This window comes from Paracoccus sp. (in: a-proteobacteria) (assembly GCF_030538755.1).
Taxonomy (GTDB): domain Bacteria; phylum Pseudomonadota; class Alphaproteobacteria; order Rhodobacterales; family Rhodobacteraceae; genus Paracoccus.
On the sequence record NZ_JAUNTJ010000012.1, the window covers coordinates 35,650 to 61,034 of the forward strand.

At 65.6% G+C, this 25,385-nt stretch carries 26 protein-coding genes and 1 tRNA gene; 15 read left to right on the forward strand and 12 right to left on the reverse strand.

The window, feature by feature from the left end; genetic code table 11:
- Positions 1-197: 197 nt before the first annotated feature.
- Genes Q4G14_RS09005 through tsaD form a run of 5 tightly spaced genes read right to left on the reverse strand, consistent with a single transcriptional unit; the run spans position 198 to position 3,240 of the window.
- Positions 198-617 carry an EVE domain-containing protein gene (locus Q4G14_RS09005; RefSeq protein WP_303361407.1) on the reverse strand — a complete coding sequence of 140 codons (420 nt, stop codon included), beginning with the start codon at positions 615-617 and terminating at the stop codon, positions 198-200.
- Positions 617-889 carry a YciI family protein gene (locus Q4G14_RS09010; protein ID WP_303361408.1) on the reverse strand — a complete coding sequence of 91 codons (273 nt, stop codon included), beginning with the start codon at positions 887-889 and terminating at the stop codon, positions 617-619. The genes Q4G14_RS09005 and Q4G14_RS09010 overlap by 1 nt, the downstream gene beginning before the upstream one ends.
- A 3-nt stretch (positions 890-892) precedes the next feature.
- Positions 893-1,831 carry an NAD(P)H-dependent glycerol-3-phosphate dehydrogenase gene (locus tag Q4G14_RS09015; RefSeq protein WP_303361409.1) on the reverse strand — a complete coding sequence of 313 codons (939 nt, stop codon included), beginning with the start codon at positions 1,829-1,831 and terminating at the stop codon, positions 893-895.
- Complete coding sequence (locus Q4G14_RS09020) at positions 1,828-2,142, reverse strand: hypothetical protein (protein WP_303361410.1); 315 nt, start codon at positions 2,140-2,142, stop codon at positions 1,828-1,830. Before Q4G14_RS09020 ends, Q4G14_RS09015 begins: the two co-directional genes overlap by 4 nt.
- Positions 2,143-2,172: 30 nt before the next feature.
- Positions 2,173-3,240 (reverse strand): tRNA (adenosine(37)-N6)-threonylcarbamoyltransferase complex transferase subunit TsaD, encoded by a 1,068-nt coding sequence (gene tsaD / locus Q4G14_RS09025; RefSeq protein WP_303361411.1) that lies wholly within the window; start codon positions 3,238-3,240, stop codon positions 2,173-2,175.
- A 68-nt stretch (positions 3,241-3,308) separates the two neighbouring features.
- Here tsaD and Q4G14_RS09030 point away from each other — a divergent pair, with 68 nt between their 5' ends.
- From Q4G14_RS09030 to Q4G14_RS09060, 7 genes are all read left to right on the forward strand, one after another.
- On the forward strand, positions 3,309-3,983 hold the full coding sequence (locus Q4G14_RS09030) for a uroporphyrinogen-III synthase (RefSeq protein ID WP_303361412.1): 675 nt from the start codon (positions 3,309-3,311) through the stop codon (positions 3,981-3,983).
- Positions 3,984-4,078: 95 nt separating this feature from the next.
- The gene (locus Q4G14_RS09035; protein WP_303361413.1) at positions 4,079-5,590 is read left to right on the forward strand and encodes a COG4223 family protein; all 1,512 of its coding nucleotides are present in this window, start codon (positions 4,079-4,081) and stop codon (positions 5,588-5,590) included.
- An 8-nt stretch (positions 5,591-5,598) separates the two neighbouring features.
- On the forward strand, positions 5,599-7,488 hold the full coding sequence (locus Q4G14_RS09040; protein ID WP_303361414.1) for a heme biosynthesis protein HemY: 1,890 nt from the start codon (positions 5,599-5,601) through the stop codon (positions 7,486-7,488).
- Positions 7,489-7,577: 89 nt separating this feature from the next.
- A tRNA-Thr gene (locus Q4G14_RS09045) sits at positions 7,578-7,653 on the forward strand.
- Positions 7,654-7,799: 146 nt separating this feature from the next.
- Positions 7,800-8,648: a hypothetical protein gene (locus Q4G14_RS09050; protein WP_303361415.1), complete on the forward strand. Its 849-nt coding sequence runs from the start codon at positions 7,800-7,802 to the stop codon at positions 8,646-8,648.
- Between the two features lie 58 nt (positions 8,649-8,706).
- Positions 8,707-9,858, forward strand: coding sequence for an RsmB/NOP family class I SAM-dependent RNA methyltransferase (locus tag Q4G14_RS09055; protein WP_303361416.1), 1,152 nt, complete (start codon positions 8,707-8,709; stop codon positions 9,856-9,858).
- Between the two features lie 152 nt (positions 9,859-10,010).
- On the forward strand, positions 10,011-12,014 hold the full coding sequence (locus Q4G14_RS09060; protein ID WP_303361465.1) for an ATP-binding protein: 2,004 nt from the start codon (positions 10,011-10,013) through the stop codon (positions 12,012-12,014).
- A 4-nt stretch (positions 12,015-12,018) separates the two neighbouring features.
- Here Q4G14_RS09060 and Q4G14_RS09065 read toward each other — a convergent pair whose 3' ends face one another.
- Positions 12,019-12,603: a hypothetical protein gene (locus tag Q4G14_RS09065; protein ID WP_303361417.1), complete on the reverse strand. Its 585-nt coding sequence runs from the start codon at positions 12,601-12,603 to the stop codon at positions 12,019-12,021.
- A 227-nt stretch (positions 12,604-12,830) separates the two neighbouring features.
- Between Q4G14_RS09065 and recA the strand changes: the two genes are divergently transcribed.
- The 4 genes from recA to Q4G14_RS09085 all read left to right on the forward strand — a co-directional run bounded on the left by recA (position 12,831) and on the right by Q4G14_RS09085 (position 17,844).
- Positions 12,831-13,901, forward strand: a complete 1,071-nt coding sequence (gene recA / locus Q4G14_RS09070) for a recombinase RecA (RefSeq protein ID WP_303361418.1) — start codon at positions 12,831-12,833, stop codon at positions 13,899-13,901.
- A 134-nt stretch (positions 13,902-14,035) separates the two neighbouring features.
- Positions 14,036-16,693: an alanine--tRNA ligase gene (gene alaS / locus Q4G14_RS09075; RefSeq protein WP_303361419.1), complete on the forward strand. Its 2,658-nt coding sequence runs from the start codon at positions 14,036-14,038 to the stop codon at positions 16,691-16,693.
- Positions 16,690-16,989: a DUF1330 domain-containing protein gene (locus Q4G14_RS09080; RefSeq protein ID WP_303361420.1), complete on the forward strand. Its 300-nt coding sequence runs from the start codon at positions 16,690-16,692 to the stop codon at positions 16,987-16,989. The genes alaS and Q4G14_RS09080 overlap by 4 nt, the downstream gene beginning before the upstream one ends.
- Before the next feature lie 60 nt (positions 16,990-17,049).
- Positions 17,050-17,844 carry a class II glutamine amidotransferase gene (locus tag Q4G14_RS09085; RefSeq protein WP_303361421.1) on the forward strand — a complete coding sequence of 265 codons (795 nt, stop codon included), beginning with the start codon at positions 17,050-17,052 and terminating at the stop codon, positions 17,842-17,844.
- Positions 17,845-17,867: 23 nt separating this feature from the next.
- Here the strand turns inward: Q4G14_RS09085 and Q4G14_RS09090 are convergent, their stop codons facing one another.
- From Q4G14_RS09090 to gatB, 3 genes are all read right to left on the reverse strand, one after another.
- Complete coding sequence (locus Q4G14_RS09090) at positions 17,868-18,326, reverse strand: DUF4177 domain-containing protein (protein ID WP_303361422.1); 459 nt, start codon at positions 18,324-18,326, stop codon at positions 17,868-17,870.
- Positions 18,327-18,433: 107 nt separating this feature from the next.
- Complete coding sequence (locus Q4G14_RS09095) at positions 18,434-18,910, reverse strand: cell wall hydrolase (RefSeq protein WP_303361466.1); 477 nt, start codon at positions 18,908-18,910, stop codon at positions 18,434-18,436.
- A gap of 36 nt (positions 18,911-18,946) precedes the next feature.
- A complete protein-coding gene (gatB, locus tag Q4G14_RS09100) occupies positions 18,947-20,461 on the reverse strand; it encodes an Asp-tRNA(Asn)/Glu-tRNA(Gln) amidotransferase subunit GatB (protein WP_303361423.1) in 1,515 nt (504 codons plus the stop codon).
- A 240-nt stretch (positions 20,462-20,701) separates the two neighbouring features.
- On the opposite strand from gatB, the gene Q4G14_RS09105 reads away from it, so the two are divergent.
- Positions 20,702-21,292, forward strand: a complete 591-nt coding sequence (locus Q4G14_RS09105; protein WP_303361424.1) for a lytic transglycosylase domain-containing protein — start codon at positions 20,702-20,704, stop codon at positions 21,290-21,292.
- A 3-nt stretch (positions 21,293-21,295) separates the two neighbouring features.
- Here the strand turns inward: Q4G14_RS09105 and hisA are convergent, their stop codons facing one another.
- The gene (hisA, locus tag Q4G14_RS09110) at positions 21,296-22,012 is read right to left on the reverse strand and encodes a 1-(5-phosphoribosyl)-5-[(5-phosphoribosylamino)methylideneamino]imidazole-4-carboxamide isomerase (protein WP_303361425.1); all 717 of its coding nucleotides are present in this window, start codon (positions 22,010-22,012) and stop codon (positions 21,296-21,298) included.
- 135 nt (positions 22,013-22,147) lie between these two features.
- On the opposite strand from hisA, the gene Q4G14_RS09115 reads away from it, so the two are divergent.
- Positions 22,148-22,531, forward strand: coding sequence for a DUF2147 domain-containing protein (locus tag Q4G14_RS09115; RefSeq protein ID WP_303361426.1), 384 nt, complete (start codon positions 22,148-22,150; stop codon positions 22,529-22,531).
- 135 nt (positions 22,532-22,666) lie between these two features.
- Complete coding sequence (locus Q4G14_RS09120) at positions 22,667-23,389, forward strand: MipA/OmpV family protein (protein WP_303361427.1); 723 nt, start codon at positions 22,667-22,669, stop codon at positions 23,387-23,389.
- Between the two features lie 53 nt (positions 23,390-23,442).
- On the opposite strand, the gene Q4G14_RS09125 is transcribed toward Q4G14_RS09120, so the two are convergent.
- Positions 23,443-24,207, reverse strand: a complete 765-nt coding sequence (locus Q4G14_RS09125) for a GNAT family N-acetyltransferase (protein WP_303361428.1) — start codon at positions 24,205-24,207, stop codon at positions 23,443-23,445.
- A 78-nt stretch (positions 24,208-24,285) separates the two neighbouring features.
- Between Q4G14_RS09125 and msrB the strand changes: the two genes are divergently transcribed.
- A complete protein-coding gene (msrB, locus tag Q4G14_RS09130) occupies positions 24,286-24,675 on the forward strand; it encodes a peptide-methionine (R)-S-oxide reductase MsrB (RefSeq protein WP_303361429.1) in 390 nt (129 codons plus the stop codon).
- On the opposite strand, the gene Q4G14_RS09135 is transcribed toward msrB, so the two are convergent.
- Positions 24,670-25,368: a GntR family transcriptional regulator gene (locus Q4G14_RS09135; RefSeq protein ID WP_303361430.1), complete on the reverse strand. Its 699-nt coding sequence runs from the start codon at positions 25,366-25,368 to the stop codon at positions 24,670-24,672. The two genes, msrB and Q4G14_RS09135, sit on opposite strands and share 6 nt — an antisense overlap.
- Positions 25,369-25,385: the final 17 nt, after the last annotated feature.

The window sequence follows — 25,385 nt, forward strand, 5'->3', positions numbered from 1 at the left end:
TCGAGTGGCTGGCGCGTTGATTGGCTCGATCAAGCTCGCTGGGGGGCTTGCGCAGCACGATTGCCGGGAACGGGCGCAACCGGGAACAGGCGATGGCGCGCAGATATTATCTGGCTTGGCCTGTGCAGCTTGGGCTGATCCCTGCACAACGCCTCCGTGCGGCATGATCCCCCGTGCAGCATGGTTCCGGCTGCCGATCAATCGTCGGTGCCGGACAGGTCCATGATAACCGCCCATTCGGCCTCGGTAACAGGCTGAACGGACAGGCGACTGTTGGTCACCAGAACCATATCGGACAGGCGGGGTTCTGTTTTGGCCTGATCCAGACTGACCGGCTGCGACAGCGGCTTTACCGCCCGCACGTCCACGCATTCCCATTTGGGATCGTCTGCGGTGGAATCCGGGTGGGCCTCGGCGCAGACCTCGACGATGCCGACCATCTCTTTGCCGATGTTCGAATGATAAAACAGGCCGCGATCCCCAACAGCCATGGCCCGCATATTGTTGCGCGCCTGATAATTGCGCACGCCGTCCCATTGTTCGCCAGCCGCACCGCGCGCGACCAGATCATCCCAACTGAACACATCGGGCTCGGATTTGAACAGCCAATAGTTCATCAGCCGATCACCTTTTTCCACTCGATCACCTCGGCGCTGGCGAACAGGCCCGCCGCTTTATAGGGATCATCGGCGGCCCATGCCGTGGCGGCGGCCAGATCGTCAGCCTCGATCACCAGCAGCGAGCCGCGCATCTCGCCGTCTTCGATCAGCGGGCCAGCCATGCGCAGCACGTCTGATCCGCGCAGAAAGGCCAGATGCGCGTCGCGCGTATCCAGGCGGGTTTGCAGCATATCGGGATTGTCGCGGCAGATGACGGCGAACAGGGGCATGGTCTATTCCTCTTTCAATGGGCGGCTGAGCAGCAGGTCGATACAGGTGGCGACAGAGATTTCGCCGGCGGAAAGGTGGGCAACGGCGGCGGCGATTGGCATATCGACGCCCAGCCGGGGGGCCAGTTCGGTGACGGCGCGCGCGGTGGCTGCGCCTTCAACCGTGGTCGCGGCATCCCAATCGGCACCCGAGCCAAGCGCGTGGCCAAAACGAAAGTTGCGCGACTGTTCCGATGTGCAGGTCAGGGCCAGATCCCCCAGCCCCGACAGCCCGGCCAGCGTTTCGGGCCGGGCGTTCAGCGCCGGGGCCAGCCGCATCATCTCGGCAAAGCCGCGCGTCAGGATCGCGGCGCGGGCTGAATCGCCAAGGCCCGCGCCAATGGCCGCCCCCGCTGCGATGGCGACGACGTTTTTCAGCGCCCCGCCCAGTTCGGCACCGGCAACATCGGTGGTGCGGTAAAGCCGCAGCGTGGGCGTGGCCAGATCGTGCTGCAACGCCTTGCCCGCAGCCGGATCGGCGCAGGCCAGCGTCAGCGCGGTGGGCAGGCCGCGTGCGATGTCGGCTGCAAAGCTTGGCCCCGTCAGAACCGCCGGAGTCGCCGCAGGGCAGGCATCGGCGATCAGCGCAGATGGCCCGGTCAGGCGCCGCAGGTCGATGCCCTTGGCGCAGCTGACCAGATTGCGCCCGTCCAGATCCTTGGCGTGATCCGCCAGAAAGCCGCCCAGAACCTGCGCGGGCAGGGCCAGCAGGATGGTGTCGGACAGCGCCTCGCTCAGCCGGTCGGTGATATGCACGTTGTCAGGGATGGTGACGCCCGGCAGATGCGGGTTGGTGCGCCCCCAATCGATCCGGCGGCCCCACAGCACAACCGGCCCGCGCGCGGCGAGCGCCACGGCAAGGGCTGTGCCAAAGGCACCTGCGCCAAGGATGGCGACGCTCATGCCTGTTTGCCCGGAATGATGTGGTGGCGGCGCAGGAACCAGCGCATCAGCGGATAGCCCATTGCGATCAGCGTGACGATGGAAAAGCCAGCCCAGCCGGTGTGCAGCCCCAGCAGCCAGAACTGTGTGCCGGTCCCCGCGAACATCGCCCCCGCCGCAGCAAGGGCCGCCAAGGTGACGCCCAGATCGGCGACGGCCAGCCGCAGCATCGTCTTGTGCCGCATGGATGGGTAGATGCCCAGATAGGCCACCGCCAGACAGGCGGCGTTCAGGATCAGGATTTTCGCTTCGGGCGGCAGGTGTTCCATCATGCGGCCTTTATAGGCGGCGGCGCGGCAATGTCACGCCTTGGCGCCACGCTTGCCCGCGCCCAGCATCGGGGCGGCGGTCTGATCCAGCGGCCAGCGGGGGCGCGCGGCAAGGGTCATGTCGTCGCGGCGGCCAGTGCGGAACGCCTCGATCCCGGCCCATGCGATCATCGCGGCATTGTCGGTGCACAACGCCAGTGGCGGCGCAACAAAGCGCGCGCCCGCCTTGGCTGCGACCTGTTCCAGCGCCGCGCGGATGCTGCGGTTCGCGGCCACCCCCCCGGCGACGGCCAGCACCGGGGCGGGGCTGGCTGCCAGTGCGCGGCGGGATTTTTCCGCCAGCACATCGGCGACGGCGGCCTGAAAGGCGGCGCAGAGATCGCGGCGGTCTTGTTCATACAACCCGCCCTGCGCCGCAGCCAGATCGTCGCGCAGGCGCAGCGCGGCGGTTTTCAGGCCGGAAAACGACAGATCGCAGCCCGGCCTGTCCAGCAGCGGGCGGGGCAGGGCAAATCGGGCCGGATCGCCCTGCGCGGCCTCGGCCTCGACAGCGGGGCCGCCGGGTTGCGGCAGGCCCAGCAGCTTGGCCAGTTTGTCGAATGCCTCGCCGGGGGCGTCGTCGATGGTGCCGCCAAGGCGGGTAAAGGCATCGGCCCCATCGACGCGCAGAAACTGGCAATGCCCGCCGGAAACGAGCAGCATCAGATAGGGGTAAGCCAGCCCCTCGGTCAGCCGCGGCGTCAGCGCATGGCCGGCAAGGTGGTTGACGCCGATCAGCGGCAGCCCGGTTCCGGCGGCGATCCCCTTGGCCAGCATGACGCCCGCCATCACCCCGCCGATCAGCCCCGGCCCGGCGGTCACGGCGATTCCGTCAAGGTCGCGCAGGTTCAGCCCCGCCTGTTTCAGCGCCGCGCTGACGCACAGATCCAGCCGCTCGGCATGGGCGCGGGCGGCGATTTCAGGCACGACGCCGCCGTAATCGGCGTGCAGCGCCGACTGCCCGATCACGACCGAGGCCAGAATCGCCCGGTCGCCCCGCACTACGGCGGCGGCACTGTCGTCGCAACTGCTTTCGATGCCAAGAAAGGTCAGGTCGGTCATGGGTGCTTGTGGCAAAGGGAAAGGCGATTTACCCCTTGGTCCGTAACACCCTTGCCGGGGGCTTGCCAATGCCGCTGCCGACTATCCTTTTGTCCCGGCCCAGGGCCGACAGTGACCGTTTCGCCGCCCGTCTGGCCGGTGATCCGGCGCTTGCGCCTTTGCCGGTGCTGATCGCCCCCCTGCTGCGGATCGAGCCGGTGCCCCATGATCCGGCGCTGCTGGCACAGGCCGATGCGCTGCTGTTTACCTCGGCCCACGCCGTGCCCTCGGCCGGGGCGGGGCGGGGGCGGCGCGCGTGGTGCGTGGGCGGGCATACGGCGGCGGCGGCGCGGGCGGCGGGCTTTGATGTGGTCGAGGGGCCGGGCGATGCGGCGGGGCTGGCACCGATGATCGCGCCGGTTGTCGCCGACCTGATTCACCCGCGCGGACGCCACATCGCTCGCGATCTGGGGGCGCGCGGCGTGGTGGTTTACGATCAGGTGCCGCAGGCGCCACCGCCGCAGGCGCTGGATCTGCTGGCAGGTCAGGCGCCGGTCATCCTGCCGCTGTTTTCGCCCCGCTCGGCCCGGTTGGCGGCGGATATGGCGGCGGGGGCGCGGGCACCTTTATGGATCGCCCCGATCAGCGAGGCGGCGCGGGCGGCGTGGCAGGGGCCAGCGGCGCGCTGCGAAACAGCGGCATCGCCGGATGCGAAAGGCATCCATGAGGCGATTCGTCGCCTGATCGCGCCGGAACAATCCTGACCGGCGCGGGTTGAGGCAAGGGCGCGCGCCCTCTAGACTGCCGCTCAACGTGCTACGCCGCCCTGTGCCGGGCGATTCTGACGGGGATTCAAGACGTGACCAATTCAGAGAATGACACCGGGGCCGGGAACACCAGGAAAACAGCCGCCATGCCCGGCAAGGTGATCGAATCGCGCCCGGTTGCCGCAGGCGATCCGGCCGGGGCCACGGCCAAGGGCGGCGATATTACGCCCGCCGACAGCAACCTTTTGGGGCAACCGCAAGGCCAGCCCCGCCCGGCTGCCGCGAAAAAGCCGGGCGCGGATCAAAAGGACCAGACCGGGGACAAGCCGCTGCGTCTGACTCAGCCAGCGGCGGCTGGAGGGGCGGCCAAACCGGGCAAGGCCGACCCCGAGGTTGCGCAATCCGGTATTCCCAAAACCAGCCGGCCCGAAGTTGCCAAGGCTGAACCCGCCAAAGCCGAAAGCACCAAGCCAGAGCCTGCCAAGCCAGAACCAGCCAAACCCGCCCCCGCGCCGGTTCCGGTGACAGTTCAGCGGCGCGGCGGCTTTTGGCCGCTGGCCTTTGGCGGCGCGGTCGCGGCGGGGCTGGGTGCCGCCGCCACGATCTGGGCCTTGCCGCATCTGCCGCCCGGCTGGCTGCCGGAACAGCCGGTCGAAGTCGTCGAACAGGGCAGCGGCATCACGCTGGACGATGTGCGCGGCGAAATCTCGACCGCGCTGGAAACGCTGACGCCGCCTGATGCGCCCGATCTGTCGGCGCTGGAAACGCGGCTGGACGAAATCGAAGGCAATGTCGCGCAGACCGGCGAACAGGCCCGGCAGGCAGGCGAAACCGCCGCGCAAGAGGCAATCGCCGCGCTGACTCTGCCCGATGAGGGGGCTTCGCCGCAGGCCGTGGCCGCGCTGGCGCAGCAGGTGCAACAGCAGGCCGCGCAGATCGCGGAACTGGCGGCGCGCCCGGCCCTTGACCCGGCGCTGGCGGAACGGATGCAGGCATTGGTCGCGCAGGGTGAAACGCTGGAGGCACAGCTTGCCGCCGCAGCGGCGGATGCCGAATCCCGCATCGCCGACGCCCAGTCCGAGGCCGAGCGTCTGCAACAGGCCGCCGCTGAATCCACCCGCCGGGCCGAGGCGCTGGCTGCCATCGCATCGCTGCAAACCGCGCTGGATCAGGGCGTGTCCACCGATGCCGCCGCCGAACAGTTGCGCAGCGCCGGGGTCGAACCGCCCGCCGCCGTGACCGCAGGCGCGCCGACGCTGGCCGCATTGCAGGCCGACTATCCCGCCGCTGCCCGCGCCGCTCTGCGTGCCGCGCTGCGCGAGGATGCCAGCGACGGTGGGGCCTTGGGGGCAGTCGGGAACTTTCTGCGTGTCCAGACGGGTGCCCGGTCTGTCACCCCGCGCGACGGCGACGACCCGGATGCGGTTCTGTCGCGCGCCGGTGCCGCCGTTGATGCGGGCAACATCGGGGCGGCGCTGTCCGAAATCGGCACGCTGCCCGAAACCGCGCGTAACGTGGCGCCGATGGCCGAATGGCTGGCGGGCGCGCAGGCGTGGCAGGCGGCGCATGACGCGCTGTCCGAACTTTCCGGTCAATCCAATTAACGAGGAACATGATGCTTCTGTCCCTGCTGAAAATCCTGTTCTTCTTTGGTGTGGTGCTGGCGGTCGCGCTGGGTGCCATGCATCTGTCGGAAAGCGGTCAGCCGCTGCGGCTGGAATTTGCGGGCACTGAACTGACGCTTGGCCCGCTGCAACTGGTGGTGGCGGTCGCGCTGCTGATGGTTGCGGGCTGGGTTGTGCTGCGCGCGCTTGGGCTGGTCATCGCGTTCCTGCGCTTTCTTGCCGGGGATGAAACCGCGATCAACCGCTATTTCGCCCGCTCGCGCGAGCGTAAGGGTTATGAGGCCCTGGGCGAGGGGATGCTGGCCGTCGCCTCGGGCGAGGGGCGTCTGGCGATGGACAAGGCGGCCAAGGCGGAAAAATATCTGGATCGCCCGCATATCACCAACCTTCTGGCCGCGCAGGCCGCCGAGGTTGCCGGCGATTCCGACCGCGCGGGCCAGATCTATCGCAAGCTGCTGGATGACGAACGCACCCGCTTTGTCGGGGTGCGGGGGCTGATGCGGCAAACGCTGGCCGATGGCGACACCAAAACCGCGCTGCTGCTGGCGCAAAAGGCCTATGCGCTGAAGCCGCGCCATACGGAAATTCAGGATACGCTGCTGCAATTGCAGACGCAGGAAGGCGATTGGCACGGTGCCCGCGCGGTGCTTAAGGACAAGCGCAAGCGGGGCGATCTGCCCAAGGATGTGCATATCCGCCGCGACGCTGTTCTGGCCCTGCAAGAAGCGTCCGAGGTTCTGGCCCACGGCAGTTCCATCAGCGCGCGCGAGGCGGCGATTTCTGCCAACCGCGCCAGCCCCGATCTGATCCCGGCGGCTGTGCTGGCGGCGCGCAGCTATATCGCGCAGAAAGATTTCCGTAACGCCGCGCGGGTTCTGGAAAAAACCTGGTCGGTGCGGCCGCATCCCGATGTTGCCGCCGCTTATGCCGAGATCGCCCCGGATGAAACGCCGGATGCACGGCTTGCGCGGTTCCAGACGCTGATCCGCAAGAACGCCGATCACGAAGAATCGCGTCTGCTCAGCGCCGAACTGCTGCTGGCAACCGAGGATTTCCCCGGTGCCCGCCGCGCGCTTGGCGATCTGGCCGAGGTGCATCCGACGGTGCGCACCTTGTCGATCATGGCCGCCGTCGAACGTGGCGAGGGCGCAGACGAGGCCGTGGTGCGCGGCTGGCTGGCCCGTGCGCTGACCGCCAGCCGTGGCCCGCAATGGTGCTGTGACAAGTGTCAGAATGTCATGCAGAACTGGTCTCCGGTCTGCGATAGCTGCGGCGGGTTTGATACGCTCAGCTGGCGTGAGCCGGACGAAAAGCACAACGGCGCGGCCCCCGCCGGTGCCGAAATGCTGCCGCTGCTGATCGGTCCGGGTGCCGCCAAGCCGCCTGCGCCCAAACCGCAGGACATCACCCCCGAACCCGAACCTGCCCCCACGCCTGCGCCGCAGATGGCACAGCCCTCGGCCGGCGTCGAAACCGTGACCGAGCCAGAGCCGGTTCCGGTTCCCAAGCCCGAGGTCAAGGCCAGCAAGGCCGAATCCGAGGTGGCGAATGTCGCGCCCGGCATGGTCCCGCGCGAGGATGATTACGTCCGCGTGGCCCCTTCGGCGACGGTAACGACACCTGCGCCCGCGCCAATTCGGCAGCCGGTTGAAACAGTTGCGGCCCCGGCGGTCCAGCCACCCGTCACCGAGCCCGCGCCCAAGCGGCCCGATCCGGTGCAGACCGTTGAACCCGTGCCAGAACCGCCCGCGCCCGAACCTCAGCCGATCCGCACGGCGGAGTTCGACATCCCCGAACATGAATATCAGGCGATGAACCGTGCCGGCAAAGGTGCCGCAGGCGCAACGGATGCCGCAGCGGACAGGCGCAGAGGCTGATCCATCGTTAAAACGTCAGAAGGGGCGGAAAAATGCGCCGCCCCCTCTTTTCCCCGGTGTCGGAACCTGCTATCCGCGCCGCCACCAGTGCCGGTGTAGCTCAGCTGGTAGAGCACGTCATTCGTAATGATGGGGTCGGGGGTTCGAGTCCCTTCACCGGCACCACTTCGCCCCTGCCGGGCGGGTTTCCCGAAAAATTTGCCTCCTTTGTCGGGCGACAGGCTCGCCTCCGCTGTAATGGCTGGCTGGAAACCTCATCTTAACCTGTGACTGTTACATCGGGCCGGAACAGCAGAACGCCGGTAAGCCTGATGACCCGATCCTCGATCCACTTTATCGCCCGCGCGGGCCATGCCTTTGTGCGGCAGGTGCTGCTGGGGCTGATGCTGGTGCTATGCTGGGCCGATGGTTCACAGGCGCGGTTGCGGCTGGATGACCCGGACGCGGGCGCGTCGGTCTGTGAACATGCTGCCATGCAGGCCGCCGCAGAAAGCGGGGTGCCAGCCGACATTCTGGCCGGGCTGACGCTGACCGAAACCGGACGCCGCCGCAACGGCGTTGTGCGCCCCTGGGCGTGGAGCGCGAATGCCGATGGTTCGGGGTCGTGGTTCGATGATCCGGCCAGCGCGCTGGCCTATGTCGAGGACCGCATCGCCATGGGCCGCCCCAGCGTTGATGTTGGCTGTTTTCAGTTGAATTATCGCTGGCATGGCGAGAATTTTCCTTCGGTTGCCGCGATGTTGGACCCGATGACGAACGCGCGCTATGCGGCGCGCTTTGTGCGGCAGCTTTATCAGGAAACCGGCGACTGGCGGGCGGCGGCGGGGGCATTTCATTCCCGCACGCCGGTTCATGCCAACCGCTATCTGAAACGGTTCGACGAATTGCGCGCCATGTATCAGTCGCGCGGGTTTCAGGGCATGACCGGATCGCCCGAAACCTATAACCAGTTTGCCGAAGCCGCGCCGATGCCGGTGGAAAAGGTGCGGCGCGCGCGGGAACAGCTGACCTTGTTGGGCGCGCCCATCGGCACTCCGGTAACGGGACGGGCGGGGTCGCTGGCCGTGATCGGCGATTCTCGCGGGGCCTTGCTGGTTGCAGGTGGCGGCGGGCCGATGTTCGGTCACAGCGGCATGGTGATCGAGGCCGATTTGCCCTGATCTGCTGGCACATGGCGGCCCAGTGCCTATAGTGCATGCAGGCGAAAAGAGGCGGCACATGACACCCAATGCGCGGATTGCGGCGGCGATAACGGTTCTGGATACGATTCTGGCCGGTCAGCCCGCCGAACAGGCGCTGCTGCGCTGGTCTCGGGGGGCGCGCTATGCTGGCTCGGGCGACCGTGCGGCGGTGCGCGATCTGGTCTTTGACAGCCTGCGCCGGCGGCGGTCGCGTGCGGCCTTGGGTGGGGCGGAAACCGGGCGCGGGCTGATGCTGGGCATGTTGCGCGAAACCGGCACCGATCCGGCGACTGTGTTCACGGGGCAGGGGCACAACCCGCAGCCCGTGACGCCGCAGGAAGGCGGCACCCCGCCGCAAGGGGCCGAGGCCAGCGACCTGCCCGACTGGATTTTGCCGCAATGGGCCGGCAGTCTGGGGGATGATGCGCAGGCGATTGCGCTGGCCCTGCGTGACCGGGCGCCGGTCTGGCTGCGTGTCAATTCGCTGAAGGCGACCCCGGCGCAGGCGCTTGCACAACTGGCCAGGGACGGCATCAGCGCCGAGGCTTCTGGCGATCTGCCCACCGCCTTGCGCGTCACAACGGGCGAGCGGCGCATTTCGGCATCCGCCGCCTATCAACAGGGTCTGGTCGAGCTTCAGGACCTGTCGCCGCAACTGGCTTGCGCGGCCGTGCCGCTGTGTGATGGCGATCGGGTGCTGGATTATTGCGCGGGTGGCGGCGGCAAGGCTCTGGCGCTGGCCGCGCGCGCAGATGTCAGGGTGACGGCTCATGACGCCGAGCCTTCGCGGATGCGCGATCTGCCGGTGCGCGCGGCCCGTGCGGGGGCCAGCATTGCCGTGACCACGCGCCCGACGGGCTTGTTTGATCTGGTGGTTGCGGACGTGCCTTGTTCGGGGTCGGGCACATGGCGGCGCACGCCCGATCAGAAATGGCGGCTGACTGCGCAAGACCTGACGCAGCTTACCCGGCTGCAAGCTCAGATCATGGCCGAGGCCGCGCAGCATGTGCGGCCCGGCGGTCATCTGGCCTATATGACCTGTTCACTGTTACAGGCGGAAAATCAGGCGCAGGTTTCCGCTTTTCTGGCCCGGAATGCTGATTTTTCCCAAGTCGGATCATGCGATTATACGCCGTTGACCGCCAGCGACGGGTTTTTCCTGGCGATTTTGTCACGGACAGCGCCGTGACAGGCTCGGGTTTCTCGCAGCGCGTTAACCGGGAATTAACCCGCGCCCATGCAGTCTGGCTGCGATTGATTCGAGAAGGGGCTTCATTCGTGGCTCATTGGGATGAAAAGGTCGGGCTGCCGCGCGACGCGATTGCTTTTTTGCCGCTGCTGATGGCCCCGATGGCCATTGGTGCGCTGGCTCTGCTGGCCTTGCCCGGCCATGCGGGCGGCGTGGCAGCGGTGGTGGCTTCGACCATTGCGGTGGCATGGTATGTGCTGGGCGGGGCGGTGTCGGTCGGGCATCTGGCGCGCGGCATCGTTGCACGGCGCAGCCTGTTGCGCATCCGTGCCGAGGTTCTGGCCAGCCCCGAACCCGTCTGGATTTGCGACCCGTCGGGCGTGGTTCAGTTGCAGAATGACGCGGCGACGGTGGCTTATGGCGATCTGACCGGGCAACGTATCCGGGCTTTGGTTGCGGGAACGCGGGCCGATGCCGATGGGGCGGTGGCGGATATGATCTTGCGTGCGGGGCGCATCGGCAGTTCAGACATGATGCTGGCTGATGACAAAACCCTGTCCGTCACCATGGGGCGCGACGCGCCGTTGCAGATCTGGACGATAGGCGGGGCAAAGGCCGAGCTTGCGCCCCACGCGCCGGATCGCGCCTACCCTGGGGCCGAGCCGTATTTCGACAGCCTGCCCGTCGCGCTGCTGAAACTGGATCGCGAAGGCCGCGTCAGCCGCGCAAATCAGGCGGCCTGCCGGCTGGTGCCGGGGTTGGATCAGCACCCCCTGCTGGGCAGCCTGATGGACGGACCGGGGCGCTCGGTAGGCGATTGGGTGGCCGATGTCTGCGAGGGGCGCACCAGCGGCAAGGCAGAAATGCTGCGGCTTCGTGAAGGGCTCGAGCGGTATTTTCAGGTCTCGCTGGCCCCCGATGCCAGCGATCCTTCGGCTGTGCTGGCGGTTCTGCATGACGCGAGTGCCCTGAAAACGCTTGAAGCGCAGTTTGTGCAAAGCCAGAAGATGCAGGCAATCGGTCAGTTGGCGGGCGGCGTTGCGCATGATTTCAACAACTTGCTGACCGCCATCACCGGGCATTGCGATCTGCTGATGCTGCGGCACGACAAGGCCGATCCCGACTATGCGGATCTGGACCAGATCAGCCAGAACGCCAACCGTGCCGCTGCGCTGGTCAGCCAGTTGCTGGCGTTTTCGCGCAAGCAGACGCTGAAGCCGCAGATCATCGACCTGCGCGATACGCTGGCCGATCTGCGCCATCTGCTGAACCGCCTTGTCGGAGAGCGTATCGCACTCAGCATCCATCACGCGCCGGATTTGCGCGCGATCCGGGCGGACAAGCGGCAATTGGAACAGGTCATCATGAATTTGGTCGTGAATGCCCGCGATGCGATGAAGGATGGCGGTGATATTCAGGTGCGCACCCGCAACCTGCACTATCCCCAAGGCCATGTTATGGGTCGTGCCACGCTGCCGCCGGGGCGCTATGTCGAGGTGCAGGTTCAGGACGAAGGCACCGGCATCCCGCCCGAAATCGTGGAAAAAATCTTCGAGCCGTTCTTTACCACCAAGCGCACTGGCGAAGGGACCGGGCTGGGCCTGTCCACGGCCTATGGCATCGTCAAACAGACCGGCGGCTATATTTTCTGCGACAGCACGCCGGGCGAGGGGACTTGCTTTACCCTGCTGTTCCCTGCGCATGACCGCCGCGAAAGCCATGCCCCGGCAGAGGTGGCGCGTCCGCTGGCACCCACGCCTGAACCGACGCGCCCGGCCACCGTTCTGCTGGTCGAAGACGAAGCTGCCGTGCGCGCCTTTGCTGCGCGGGCGCTGCGGATGAAGGGCTACGAGGTGCTTGAAGCCGCCAGTGCCGAAGCCGCGCTGGAGCTTTTGGCGGATGACAGGCTGTCGGTGGATGTCTTTGTGACGGATGTCGTCATGCCCGGCATGGACGGGCCGACATGGGTGCGCACCGCGCTGGTTGACCGCCCGCAGACCCGCGTGGTTTTCATGTCCGGCTATACCGAGGATATTTTCGGCGAGGGTCACGCCCCCGTGCCCAACTCAGTCTTTCTTGCCAAGCCGTTCACGCTGGCGGAACTGACCGAAATCGTCGCGCGGCACCTTGGCGGACAGGCTCCGGTGCTGCACTGACGGGTCACAGACTGTCGTAGAGCCTCAGATCGTCGGCCATGGCAGCGCGCAGGGCGTCTTCTTCGGTGGGGGTCAGTTCGACCTCGACCGAAGGCGGCACGTTGACGCGCGGCAGTTCGATCACGCAATCCAGCATGTCTTCAAGATAGGCGATGAAGGCCGGCATATCCTCATAGCGGAAAATCCGGTCGGCCCGCGCCGCGCCATCTGTCAGAAAGGCGGACTGCGTTCCGGTCATCTGCCGAACCGCGCTGTCTGGATCGGCATATGCGCGGGCAAACGCCGCAAAGCTGACGCCCTGCATGGCGTGGGACGGGTCTTCCAGATCGTCGCGCAACCGGAACCGATACCAGCTCCGCAGCCAGTCCACCGGCTCGCGCATCAAGGCAACCGTGGTGAACGGCCCGCCCGCGGCATCGCTCAGCCAAGGCCCGACATGAGAGCGCCAGCGGCCAAGGTCGGTGTGTTTCAGTTGCGGCGGACGCATCATCGCGGCGCAGGCCAGCGGTTCCAGCGCGGCCTCGACTGCCGATGACCCCGCCTTGGGCGTGGCCAGAAATGCCAGCCGCGGATTCCAGAATATAAGCATGATGCCCCGTCTGAGTTCGGGACGTGTGAATAAAGGCAGGGCCGGGCGCTGTAAACCGTTTGTTAAGTGCTTTCACGGCATCATCAGGGCGGCGAATCATCGCAGCCCGGTAAAATGCTTGCAAAGGTTGCGGGAATCGCGCAGGAAGATGAGAACAAGTGAAGAACATCGCTTGGGTCGGGCAGATTGCCCCCGACGGGGGGCTGTGAAATAACAGGCAGGACAGAATGGCTACGGCAGGTCTCTTTGACATGAACGACAAGCGGTCGGCAGACAAACAAAAGGCGCTGGACAGCGCACTGGCTCAGATCGAACGGCAGTTCGGCAAGGGGTCGATCATGCGGCTGGGGGTCGATAACCCCGTGGCCGAGATCGAGGCGACCTCGACCGGATCGCTGGGGCTGGACATTGCGCTGGGGATCGGCGGTTTGCCCAAGGGGCGGATCATCGAGATTTATGGCCCTGAAAGCAGCGGCAAAACCACGCTGACGCTGCATTGCGTGGCCGAGGAACAGAAAAAAGGCGGCGTCTGCGCCTTTGTTGACGCCGAGCACGCGCTTGATCCGCAATACGCGAAAAAGCTGGGCGTCAATCTGGACGATCTGCTGATTTCGCAGCCGGACACCGGCGAGCAGGCGCTGGAAATCGTTGATACGCTGGTTCGGTCGGGCGCAGTCAGCATGGTGGTTGTCGATTCTGTCGCCGCGCTGACCCCGAAATCCGAGATCGAGGGCGATATGGGTGATGCGCAGGTTGGCGCACAGGCCCGTCTGATGAGCCAGGCGATGCGCAAGCTGACGGCCAGCATCGGCCGCAGCAACTGCATGGTGATCTTCATTAACCAGATCCGCATGAAGATCGGCGTCATGTTCGGCAACCCGGAAACAACCTCGGGCGGGAACGCGCTGAAATTCTATGCCTCGGTGCGCATGGACATCCGCCGCACCGGCTCGATCAAGGACCGCGACGAGGTGATCGGCAATACCACCCGCGTCAAAGTGGTGAAAAACAAGGTCGCGCCGCCCTTCCGGCAGGTCGAATTCGACATCATGTATGGCGAAGGCATCAGCAAGGTGGGCGAACTGGTCGATCTGGGCGTCAAGGCGGGCGTGGTTGAAAAATCCGGTGCGTGGTATTCCTATGGCGACGAACGCATCGGGCAAGGCCGTGAAAACGCCAAGCAATTTCTGCGCGACCGCCCCGAGGTTGCCTATGCCATCGAAGACAAGATCCGTGCCAGCCACGGTCTCGATTTCGGTGTCGCCCCGGAAGAGGGCGATGATCTGACCGAAGATTGACGGTTGCTGCCGGCGCCGGGGTGATCTGGCGCCGGTCATCTCTTGTTATCCAGAAATGCGTCGTTCGCTGGACAGGCGCGTCTGGCAGTTATAGATCATCGGCCTGATATGCCCATCCGACCCAAAGGCCCCACATGCCCAGCCTGAACGACATCCGCTCGACCTTTCTTGGTTATTTCGACAAAAACGGCCACCGCGTCGTGGATTCCAGCCCTCTGGTGCCGCGGAATGACCCGACGCTGATGTTTGCCAACTCGGGCATGGTGCAGTTCAAGAACCTGTTCACCGGGGTTGAAACGCGCGATTACAAACGGGCCACCACGGCGCAAAAATGTGTGCGCGCGGGCGGCAAGCATAACGATCTGGACAATGTGGGCTATACCGCGCGGCATCACACCTTTTTCGAAATGCTGGGCAATTTCAGCTTTGGCGATTATTTCAAGACCGACGCGATCCCCTTTGCGTGGGAACTGCTGACGCGCGAATTCGGCATCCCCAAGGATCGGCTGCTCGTCACGGTTTACCATACTGACGACGAGGCGGCGGCGATCTGGAAGAAAGTGGCGGGTCTGTCTGACGACAGGATCATCCGCATCCCGACCAGCGACAACTTCTGGATGATGGGGCCGACCGGTCCCTGCGGCCCCTGCACGGAAATCTTCTACGATCACGGCGATCACATCTGGGGCGGCCCCCCCGGCAGCGCGGATGAAGACGGCGACCGTTTCATCGAAATCTGGAACCTCGTCTTCATGCAGTTCGAGCAGTTCGAGGATGGCAGCCGCAAGGATTTGCCTAATCCCTCGATCGACACCGGCATGGGCCTGGAACGCATCGGTGCCCTGTTGCAGGGCAAGCATGACAACTATGACACCGACCTGATGCGCAGCCTGATCGAAGCGTCGGCCCATGCCACCAGCAGCGACCCGGACGGGCCGGGCAAGGTGCATCATCGGGTGATCGCCGACCACCTGCGCTCTACATCGTTCCTGATCGCCGATGGCGTCATGCCCTCGAACGAAGGGCGCGGTTATGTGCTGCGGCGGATCATGCGGCGGGCGATGCGGCACGCACATATGCTGGGCGCAACCGATCCGGTGATGCACCGTCTGGTGCCCGCGCTGGTGCGTCAGATGGGTGCGGCCTATCCCGAACTGCCGCGCGCACAGGCACTGATCGAGGAAACGCTGCGTTCCGAAGAAAGCCGTTTCCGCCAGACGCTGGATCGTGGCCTGCGCCTGCTGGATGACGAACTGTCGCGCCTGCCCGATGGGGCCGATTTGCCCGGCGCGGCGGCATTCAAGCTGTATGACACTTATGGTTTCCCGCTGGATCTGACGCAGGACGCGCTGCGTGAAAAAGGCCGCGGCGTTGATACAGCCGGTTTTGACAGTGCCATGGCCGAACAAAAGGCCAAGGCGCGGGCGGCTTGGGCCGGTTCCGGCGAAACCAAGGATGCCGCGATCTGGTTCGATCTGGCCGAACAGCATGGCACGACCGAATTTCTGGGCTACGACACCGAAGAAGCCGAGGGGCAGGTGCTGGCTCTGGTCCGCGACGGCGCCGCGATTGATGCCGCGTCCGAGGGGGAAGCGGTGCAGATCGTGGTAAACCAGTCGCCGTTTTATGCCGAAAGCGGCGGTCAGGTAGGCGATGCGGGCCTGATTAAAACCGAAACCGGCGCGGCTCGGGTGACGGATACCAAAAAGGTCGCGGGCGTTTTCGTGCATATCGCCGAGGTGACGATGGGCCGGATCGAACGCGGGCAGGGGGCGGTTTTGACCGTCGATCATGCGCGGCGCAGTGCGATCCGCGCCAACCACTCGGCCACGCACCTGCTGCACGAGGCGTTGCGCCGGTCCTTGGGTGCGCATGTTGCACAACGTGGATCGCTGAATGCGCCGGATCGGCTGCGGTTTGACTTCAGCCATAATCAAGCGGTCAGCGGCGACGAACTGGCGGCGGTCGAGGCTGAGATTAACGATTTCATCCGCCAGAACAGCCCGGTGGAAACGCGATTGATGACGCCGGACGATGCGCGGGCCATCGGCGCGCAGGCCCTGTTCGGCGAAAAATATGGCGACGAGGTGCGCGTGGTGTCGATGGGCAGCCTGACCGGCTCGGGCAAGGGGCAGGCTGGCGATACCTATTCGATCGAATTGTGCGGCGGCACTCATGTTCTGCGCACGGGTGACATCGGCGCTTGCGTCATTCTGGGCGACAGTGCTTCGTCTGCCGGGGTGCGCCGGATCGAGGCGTTGACGGGGCAGGCGGCGCTGGATCACCTGCGCGCATCTGATGCGCAACTAGCTGAAATTGGTGGTATTCTCAAGGCGCAGGCCGGCGATGTCGTTGCGCGGGTCCGTTCGCTGGCGGATGAGCGCAAGGCACTGGGCAACGAAGTTGCGCAACTGAAACGGCAACTGGCCATGGGCGGCGACGCGGGTGCCGAGGCCAAGGATATCGCAGGCATCAAATTCATCGGTCGCCGTGTCGAGGGCGTTTCCGGCAAGGAATTGGGCGCGCTGGTCGATGAGATGAAGGCGCAGCTTGGTTCGGGCGCGGTGCTGCTGCTGGCCGAAGCCGATGGCAAGGCGACCGTTGCAGCGGGTGTGACGCCCGATCTGACCGCGCGGGTGTCGGCGGTCGATCTGGTGCAGGCCGCGACGGCGGCGCTTGGCGGCAAGGGTGGCGGTGGCCGTCCCGACCGCGCTCAGGGCGGTGCGCCCAGTCTGGCAGCGGCGGATCAGGCGATTGCCGCAGTTGAAACCCTTATCGGAGGTGCTGCATGAGCGCGCTTTGGATTGCTCACGTCAAGGTTCTGGATGCTGATTCCTATGGCAAATATGCCAAGGCCGCTGGCCCGGTGATTGCCGCGCATGGCGGCGTGTTTCTGGCCCGTGGCGCCCGCTATGTCCGGCTTGAGGGGGCCGAGCGTGAACGCCACGTCGTCGCGCGCTTTCCCAGCGTCGAGGCGGCCGAAGCATGCTATCGCAGCCCCGAATATCAGGCGGCACTGGCCCATGCCATCGGCGCGTCAGAACGCGATCTTGTGATCGTCGAAGAAACGCCGCCTGCTGCGGAATAGGTGGAATGTTAACTCTTTCGTGCTAACCGTCACGAAAGGAACATGAAATGAGGCAAGGGCATGTGCCGCTGGGCCGCCTATATCGGTCAGCCGATCTTTCTGGAAGATGTCGTCAGCCTGCCGGGGCATTCGCTGATTCACCAAAGTCAGGGTGCCCGGCGCAGTCATACGGTGGTCAATGCTGATGGGTTTGGCTTGGCGTGGTATGGCGAACGCCCCGAGCCAGGCCTTTACCGCGATGTCCTGCCGGCGTGGAGCGATCCGAACCTGCGCAGTCTGACCGCGACGGTGAAATCGGGCCTGTTCATGGCGCATGTCCGCGCCTCGACCGGCACGGCGACCAGCCGCAATAATTGCCACCCCTTCGCCGTCGGACGGTGGAGCTTTATGCATAATGGCCAGTTCGGCGGCTATGATGGTTATCGGCGCCATGCCGATCTGCTGATTCCCGAAGAACTGTATCCGTTCCGCCGGGGGGCCACCGACAGCGAGGCGTTGTTTCTGATCGCTCTTGGACAGGGGCTGGCCGACGATCCGCATCGCGCCATGGAACGCGCCACCGCTGTGTTCGAGGATCTGGCCCACCGCAAGGGGGCTGCGCCCTATGTGCGGCTGACGGCGGCATTTTCCGACGGGCAGCGCCTGTATGCGCTGCGCTATGCCAGCGACGATCAGGCACCGACGCTGTTCTATCGCTGGTCTGCCAGCCGGGCAGGCCTTGCTGTCGTGTCAGAGCCGCTGGAAACAGACCAAGCCGACTGGTCCGAGGTGCCGCCGGGCAGCTTTTGCACCTTTGACGGTGACGGGGTTGCGATTGAACCGTTCAAGCCCGATTTCGCCCGCGTCGCCGCCTGAGGACGGTGCGCGGGTCACGCGGGTCAGGGTTTGCCCGGTTCACGCGGCGCGGGCGGCGTTGCGGGCTGATCGGCATCCGCCGTGCCGGGGCGATCGCTTAACCCTGATGCCTGCGGGTGGCTGCTGGGTTGTGGAGCCGCTGCATCGGGCAGAACCGGAACGGGCTGCGGCGCGGCTGGCGCGGTGGCGGCAACCGGGTATTCCGGCTGCGGCGGCGGTGCCGTCGGTGCGGGGACCGATGCCTGCGCCGGGGCCGCGCGACGGAACACCAGCAGGTTCAGGTAAACCGTCTGCCGCCCGGTCAACCCGCTGCGTTCCTCGGATGGCAGCGTTTCGGCGCGGACATATTCCCATCCATCAGCGGCCATCCGGTTGATTTCGGCCGACAGGGTATGGGCATAACGCTCGCCAGGGGTTTTCAGCCCTTTGATGCGGTCGCCGCGTTCCGGGGCGGGAATGACGGTGTAATCATAGCTTTTCATGCGAACCTCGACCCTGTTAAGCCAAAATCAGACCAAGAATGGCCAATCCACCATGGCGATCAAGCCCGACCGCGTTTGCTGTTTCGCAATCCGCGCGATGCTGCGGATCAACCGCCAAGCCCGATCCTGTCGCGCGGCGGCAAAGGCACCGGCTGCGTTACCATATTGCGCGGGCGGCGTTCGTAAAAGGCATTGCCCCCGGCGGTCAGCACATAGTGCATGTTGTCATAGGAAAAACGGTGGCCGTAGGTGTGGAAAAACATCGCGTTCCGCACCGCCGGGTGGCGTTCGCCGCGCATCACCGACACCGCTGCGGCGCGCACCTGCGGAACATGCGGCATCTTGCGGCTTAACACACCGGGCGCGAACTGGTTTTTCTGCCCCACCACCGCGCAGACACTGCGCGGATATTGGGCCGAGTTGACCCGGTTCATCACCACGGTTCCGACCGCGATCATACCCTCGCGGCTGGAACGGTTGGCCTCGAAATAGATCGCCCGCTCCATGCAGTCCAGTTCGCTGTGGCGACGCCCGAAAAGGCCGGAATCGCCGCAGCCGGACAGGGCGACAACCGCCGCCATCATCGCCATCAGTGGGGTGCGGCGCAGCACGCGCATCAATTACAGCCCCAGCTTTTTCGCGACCAGTTCGTTCACCGCCGCCGGGTTGGCCTTGCCGCCGGTGGCCTTCAGCACCTGACCCACGAACCAGCCGGCCAGTTTCGGGTTGGCCTTGGCCTTTTCGACCTGAGCGGGGTTTTCGGCGATGATCTGATCGACGGCGGCTTCGATGGCCCCCATGTCGGTGACTTGCTTCATGCCGCGCGCGGCGGCGATTTCGGCCGGATCGCCGCCTTCGGTCCACAGGATTTCGAACAGATCCTTGGCCATCTTGCCGGAAATCTGGCCCGAGCCGATCAGGTCGATCACGCCGCCCAGTTGTGCCGCCGATACCGGCGAGCTGGCCACTGTCAGCCCCTCTTTGTTCAGCCGCCCGAACAATTCGTTAATCACCCAGTTTGCCGCCTGCTTGCCATCACGGCCCGCGGCCACCGCCTCGAAGAAATCGGCGTTTTCAACCTCGGCGGTCAGCACGCCCGCGTCATATTCCGACAGCCCCATCGCCTGCACAAAGCGGGCTTTTTTCGCGTCGGGCAGTTCCGGCATGTCGGCGGCGATGCCATCGACCCAAGCCTGTTCGATTTCCAGCGGCAGCAGGTCGGGGCAGGGGAAATAGCGGTAATCATGCGCCTCTTCCTTGGAGCGCATCGACCGCGTTTCGCCCTTGTCGGGGTCGTAAAGGCGGGTTTCCTGCACCACGGAACCGCCGTCCTCGATGATGGCGATCTGGCGGCGCGCCTCGTATTCGATGGCGGCCTGAATAAAGCGCAGGCTGTTCATGTTCTTGATTTCGCAGCGGGTTCCCAGAACGGAATGATCGCCGGTTTCGATGAAGCGTTCATAATCGCCGGGTTTGCAGACCGACACGTTCACATCCGCGCGCAGGTTGCCGTTCTGCATATTGCCGTCGCATGTGCCCAGATAGCGCATGATCTGCCGCAGTTTGCTGACATAGGCCGCCGCTTCTTCCGGCCCGCGGATGTCGGGGCGGCTGACGATTTCCATCAGCGCGACGCCAGTGCGGTTGAAATCGACGAAGGACATGTTCGGGTCCATGTCGTGGATCGACTTGCCCGCGTCCTGTTCCAGATGGATACGCTCGATCCGCACGCGGCGGGCGATGCCGGGGGCCATGTCCACGATGACCTCGCCCTCGCCGACGATGGGGTGGTAAAGCTGGCTGATCTGATAGCCCTGCGGCAGGTCGGGGTAGAAATAGTTCTTGCGGTCGAAGGCCGAGGTCAGGTTGATCGCCGCCTTGATCCCCAGCCCGGTGCGCACCGCCTGTTCGACGCAGAATTCGTTGATGACCGGCAGCATTCCCGGCATGGCGGCGTCAACGAAGGCCACGTTGCTGTTCGGTTCGGCCCCGAATGTGGTCGAAGCGCCGGAAAACAGCTTGGCGTTGGATGCGACCTGGGCGTGAACTTCTAGCCCGATGACCAGCTCCCAATCGCTTTTGGCGCCTGCGATGACTTTGGGTTCCGGGGCGGTGAAGGACAGGTGGTCAAGCATGGCGGCCTCTTGTGCGTGTTGCGGTGGTTTTAGGGCAGGGGGCGCGGCCCGGCAAGGGTGCGCCTGCGGCGGAAAACCGCCGAAACGCCGGGGCGCGTGGTGGCGGGAAATCGCCGATGGGCGGCGGATCACGAATCCGGTAATTGTCTTTTAACGGTCCGGGCTTAGCAGTTCGCTGAACGAAACAACTCTGGTCCGATCATGCGTCCTTTCCTGTCCTGCATTGCTGCCCTTGCTGCTGTGGCCACCCTGTCTGCCTGTGACAGCGGCGGTGCGGGCGGGCAGATGAACCTGCGTGCAGAGCCGGCGACGCAGGCGGTGGCGGAAAAGGTTGACGTGTCGATGCGCTGGACCGGGCGCGCCGGTTCGGACGCATGGACGCAGGCCACGCTGGACGCATTGGATCAGCATGGCGTCACCATCATGTCGCGCGTTCCCAGTGACGTCAGCGCCTATTGCCCTGCCTATGCCGATCAGGGGCCTGAGGGACGGCGCGCCTTTTGGGCCGGGTTCATGTCGGCGGTGGCCAAGCATGAAAGCACCTATAACCCCGGTGCCAAGGGCGGCGGCGGTCGCTGGCTGGGGCTGATGCAGATCTCGCCCGCGACGTGGCGGCATTATGGCTGCGATGGCAAGATGCTGGACGGGGCCGATAATATGGTCTGCGCGGTCAAGATCATGACGGCGCAGGTCGGGCGCGATAATGCCGTGGTTGGCGGGTCGGGCGCGTGGCGCGGCGTGGCGCGTGACTGGGCACCGCTGCGCAATGCCAGCAAGCGCGCTGACATTGCGAACTGGACCAGCCAGCAAAGCTATTGCGCCAAGGGTTAAGGCTCAGCGCAGCGCGCGCAAGGCCTCGGTCAGGTTGATCGCGCCGTCATACAGCGCCCGACCGGAAATCGCCCCGGCGATCACCCCGGTATCGCGCAGCGCGGTCAGATCGGCCATGGTGGACACGCCGCCCGATGCGATCACCGGAATGTTGACGGCGCGGGCCAGCGATTCCGTGGCGGCGATGTTCGGTCCCTGCATCGCCCCGTCGCGGTCGATGTCGGTATAGATGATCGCCGCCACGCCCGCGTCCTGAAACCGGCGGGCCAGATCGGTGGCCAGCACGTTGGTTTCCTCGGCCCAGCCACGGGTGGCCACGCGACCCGCGCGGGCGTCGATCCCCACCGCGATCTTGCCGGGAAAGGCGGTGGCGGCCTCGTGCACCAGATCGGGGTTTTCCACCGCGACCGTGCCCAGAATCACGCGGGCGATGCCGCGCGACAGCCATTGTTCGATGGTGGCCATGTCGCGGATGCCGCCGCCCAGTTGCGCGGGGATCGCCACGGCGGTCAGAATCGATTCGACGGCGGCGGCGTTGACCGGATGCCCGGCAAAGGCACCGTTCAGATCGACCAGATGCAGCCATTCGGCCCCGGCCTCTTGAAAGCTCAGCGCCTGCGCGGCGGGGTCGGTGCCAAAGACGGTCGCCGCCTCCATGTCGCCACGCAGCAGCCGCACGCAATTGCCGTCTTTCAGGTCGATGGCGGGATAAAGGATCATGGTGGCCCCCTGAATTTTCGTCGTGCCCCCTGTGCCATGCCCGCGCGGAAAGGTGAAGGCCGCGACCTGACGTCAGACTTGCCCGAATCTGCCGCCCGCGCCGATGATCGCGGAACTTTGCTGTGGAGATTGCCGATGCGCCCCCTGATGTTCGCCGCCCTTCTGGGCCTGACCGCGACTGCCGCCGCCGCCGACCCGATCGAGGGGTTGTGGCAGACCCAGCCCGACGAAGGGCATTACGCCATGGTGCAGATCGCGCCCTGCGGCCCGGCGTTTTGCGGCACCATCACCCGCACCTTCAGCAGCGCGGGCGAAGTGCGGTCGGATTCCATCGGCAAGCAGATCGTGATCGGCATGGCCCCGCAGGGCAACGGCGAATATCGCGGCCGCGTGCTGCGCCCCGCCGATAACAAGGTTTACAGCGGCAAGGCTTCGGTCAGCGGCGCGCAGATGAAGCTGTCGGGCTGCGTCGCGGGCGGGCTGATCTGCAAATCGCAGACCTGGCGTCGCCTGCAATAAGCGGCTGACGGGCGGGGCGATGCAATTGCGCCACGCCCGCTGGCCGCAAGGTGCCGCGTGTGATCGGGGCACTTGCATTTCGCTGTGGTTGTGCGCAACTGATGCCGTTGCCCGCCCCCTGTAGGAGATTGGATCATGTCCCGTTTTGCCGTCGCTTCTGTCTGTCTGGCCGCTCTGCTGCCGCTGGCTGGCATTGCGCAGGCGCAAACGGTTGATCTGGACCTGGGTTTGGGTGCCAAGGTGGTGCCCGATTATCAGGGCGCCGATTCGCACAGCGTCGAACCGTGGCTGATCTGGCGCAGCAATCTTGGCGGCCAGAACAGGCAGGGCTTTTCCTATGGCCCGTCGTTCCGCATGGTCGGCGCGCGTGATGCCGGCGACAGCGATCATCTGGCCGGGCTTGAGGAAATCGACCGCGCCTATGAACTGGGCGCGCGGTTCAGCTATGGCATCGGGCAGGTCACGGGCTATGCCACGCTGCGTCGGGGTTTTGGCGGGCACGAAGGCGTGGTCGGCACCCTTGGCGCGCGCTATCGCACCGATGTCAGCGACCGGCTGACGGTCTGGACAGGGGTTTCGGTCGATTACGCCAACTCGTCTTACATGGATACCTATTTCGGCGTCAGTGCCGACGAATCGGCGGCCAGCGGGCTGTCGGCCTATGATCCCGGTGCCGGTTTCAAATCCGCCGCCGCCCGGATCGAGGCGCGCTATGCCATCAACGACACCACCGCCCTGCTGGGCGAGGTGGAATACGGTCGCCTGATCGGCGATGCCGCCGACAGCCCGGTTGTGCTGGACAAAAACCAGCCCTCGGTCCGCATCGGCGTGACCCGCCGCTTCAGCTTTGGTTTCTGACGGGAACTGACGCTGGGGGCGTGGCGCGGGCTGTCAGGCCGCCCGGCACTGTTTCAGGGGTTTACAGCCTGCGCCGTTCCGCGCAGCCAGCGTTGCCGCGCGGGCGGGATCGCGCCGATTTCCACGCCGGTAAAGACATGCAGCGTGTTCAACTGCCGGTCCACCACCGCATGATCGCTGACCCAGCCCCCCATCGCCAGATAGCTGCGCAGCAGCGGCGGCATCGCGGCCATGGCGCGGCGCGGGTCGGGGGTCATCAGCCGCAGCGCGCGGGCAAAGCGGAACACTTGCGGCGCCTTGACGCGCGGCAACCAGCGGCGCGGGGCCAGATGGCGGGCGCGCAGCATGGCAAAGGCGTCGGCATATTGGTCAGGCTCGGTGCCGACAAAGCTGGAACAGCCGAACAGCAGCCCGGCCCGCGCCGCGTCGATCTGCTGGCTTAGCGCGCGCCAGGCCAGCCGCAGAATATCGGGGTCGCGCCGGGATGGATCGACGCAAAAGCGCCCCATTTCCACCATCGGCGTGTCATAGGTGGCCAGCCGCCCCAGATCGTAATATTGCGCCGAATAGCTGCGCCCGATGTCCTCACCCTTTTCCAGCACCAGAAAGCGGCAGCAGGCGGCCAGTTCGCCGGTGCGGGTATCCTCGATCAGCAGGTGGCTGCATTCGGCGTCCAGCGCGTCGGCATCCAGCCCGTCGCCGTCATCGGGGGCCGTGCGTCCCAGAAAGCAGCGCCAGCGCAGGCGTTGCGCCTTGCGCAGATCTTGTGCCGTTTCGGCAAGCCGGGCGCGATAGCGGCCCTCGACGATGATCGCCATGACATGTTCCCTTTGTCATTACGGCATTGCTACCCATATCAGGTGACAGATTCACGAAATTTCAATGACGGACATGTGATGAGCCAGAAAATCAGCAAAACCGATGCCGAGTGGCGGCAGCAACTGACGCCCGAGGAATACCGCGTCACCCGTCAGGCCGGGACCGAGCCGCCGTTTTCGCACCCCGGCTTTCCGTCCGGGCCGGGGCATTTCACCTGTGTGTGCTGTGGCGCGCGGCTGTTTGACGGCGACACCAAATTCGACAGCCATTGCGGCTGGCCTTCGTTCTATCGTGCGGGCGGGGCGATTGATGAGCATCGCGATGTCAGCCATGGCATGATCCGCACCGAAGTGCGCTGCCACGATTGCGACGCGCATCTGGGGCATGTTTTCCCCGATGGCCCGCCGCCGACCGGGTTGCGTTACTGCATCAACGGCGTGGCGATCCGGTTCCAGCCCGGTTCATAACCGCGCGACATAGCGCGCCACCCCCGGATCGAACCAATTGCGCGAGATTTCCGCCACCTGCCCGTCGGCCGTCTGCGACAGCCGCAGCACCTGCGGCATCGGCGTGCCGGCGGGGTGAGGAAAGGCGGCGGGCGTCCAGTCGGGCAGGGGTTCCTGCCCGATGCGATCCTCGGCCCGCGTGATGTTCAGGCCAAGGTGCTGGCGATAGTGGTGATACAACGATTCGGACAGTGCCGCCCGGTCCATCCGCTGCGCGAATGAGGCGCAGAGCCAGATTTCCTCGACGCTGGCGGGCTGGCCCGACAGGTGGCGCAGGCGGCGGATGCGATGCGCCTGCGTGCCCTTGCCAAAGGCGGGCAGGTGGTCGGGCTTGTCGGTGCGTTCGACCGACAGCACCTGCGCCGTGGGCAATCCGCCGCCGCCCAGCAGTTCCAGCCGGAACAGCGCATAGATGCCCTGCGGCTGGTGGCCCGCGCGGATATAGTTGCCCGATCCGTGTCTCCGCTCCAGCAGGCCACGTGTTTCCAGTTCCGCCAGAGCCTTGCGCAGTGTTCCGACGGCGATGCCGCGTGATGCGGCCATATCCCGTTCCGGCGGCAGTCGGTCGCCATCGGCCAGACGCCCGGCGGCGATGTCGCGGCAGATCGTTTCCGCGATGCGCAGATAGGTGGGCAGGGGGGCGGTCAGGGGCATCGGATCGCCTGCGGTGG